Here is a 1,676-nt window from a genome sequence, read left to right on the forward strand (position 1 = left end):
GTCCTTGTCGTAGACGCCGTTCCGCTTGAAGACGATGACCTGCTTCTCGCCGGTATGGACATGATAGATCTTCAGGGCACGATTGCCCTCGGGAACCGATACCGCGGCTCCGACCGAGAACACCGATGCCAGAAGAGCGAGCGAGCCTAGCCGCAAAACCGAGGAACGCAGCGGACGCTTCGCCCGCGTGCTGCCCTGCGCCTGGATATTACCCCGCCTGAACAAAATCTGTTCGCTTCCGTCCTTGACCGATCCCGTCGATCGGCCTCTTACGGTCCATTGTCGGGGGCGAAAGTTAATTCCCCTTTACCAAACCGGTCCCTGCGAGCGGTCCGGCCGGCGTCACCGACGGACGGAGACTGCCACTTGCCGACCGGATAGGCAACCCGCCTTTTTCCCCTAGGGAATCCTAGGTTTCAGTCGGTGGCGAGGAGGCCCAGCGCCTGCTCGACGCGCTTGTCGTGACCATAGAGGTCAGGACGGGTCTGGAGGTCGCCCGAATCATCCACCCAGGCCGTGAAATAGGTGATGTGGACGTTGATCGGCCTCGGGAAGTCGACGCGCTTCTCGGGGCCGCCGACAAGCTTCTTCAGCCGGGCGACGGTCCAGCCGGATTCCTGGGTGAACAGCACATCGGCGAAGTCCCACGGGTTCATGACCCGCATGCAGCCGTGGCTGTAGGCGCGATAATCGTTCTTGAACAAGGCCTTGGACGGCGTGTCGTGGAGGTACACGGCATACTTGTTCGGAAACATGAACTTGATGACGCCGATGGCGTTCCGCTCGCCCGGCGGCTGGCGAAGCTGGATGTCGTTCGGGCCGACGGTCGCCCAGTTGACCATGTAGGGGTCGACCGCGCGGAATCGCCCGCCGACCTTGGCATAGACCTCGAAGCCCTTGGGGACACCGCCATTGCGCAGCGCCGGCAGGTATTCCTTGGCGAGGATCGAGGAGGGCACGCTCCAGGCCGGGTTGACCACCGCGAACTGGATGCGGTCGGAGAAGACCGGGGTCGGCAGGTCCACCTTACCGACGACGATGCGCGTGTTGTAGATGACGTTGCCGTCGCTATACACGTCCAGGTCGAAATTCGGGATGTTCACCCGAACGTAGAAATTGCCGAGGTTGCGCGGCATCCAGCGCCAGCGCTCCATGTTGGCGAGGACGAGCGGCAGCGGGTCGGGGTCGCCCTTGTTGATGACGGCTAGCGTGCCCTTGCCGATGATCCCGTCGGCCTTGATCTTCCGCGACTTCTGGAAGGCCTCGACGGCGGCGACCACGGCCGGGTCATAGACATCGGCTTCGGCCACGTCGGTGGGCAGTTCGAAGCGCTGGCGGATGAGGATCACGCGAGCGTCGGTCATGCCCGGCTTCAGGGTCGGACCGGCGGGAATCTCGATGCGTTCCTTGGACTTGTCGGCGGCGGCGCGAAGCTCGGCGAGCTTGCCGCGCAGGAGGACGAATTCCTTCTGCTGCGGATTGTAGTCGGCGAGGACGCTTGCCGGATCATCGGCGGAGGAAACGCTGGCGAGGATCGCGGCCGGGTCGACCTCCTTGGCCTGCCAGCCGATATTGGGGCTGACCTCGCCCGGCACGAGGCGGCCGGCATAGGCATCATGGCCATAGGCGACGACGGCCAGGCTCAGCGTCACTTCGGCATTGGCGAGCGCCGCCGG

The 1,676-nt window shown here is 64.1% G+C and carries 2 protein-coding genes; both read right to left on the reverse strand.

Features of this window, described 5'->3' with window-relative positions; translation table 11 throughout:
- Window positions 1-225: hypothetical protein (locus J0I64_RS15515; RefSeq protein ID WP_291409858.1), on the reverse strand; the 225-nt coding region annotated here is incomplete at its 3' end.
- 191 nt (window positions 226-416) lie between these two features.
- Window positions 417-1,676 (reverse strand): L,D-transpeptidase family protein (locus J0I64_RS15520; RefSeq protein WP_291409860.1); only part of this gene is annotated, 1,260 nt, incomplete at its 5' end.

The sequence above is a fragment of the Devosia sp. genome (assembly GCF_017307565.1).
Lineage (GTDB): Bacteria > Pseudomonadota > Alphaproteobacteria > Rhizobiales > Devosiaceae > Devosia.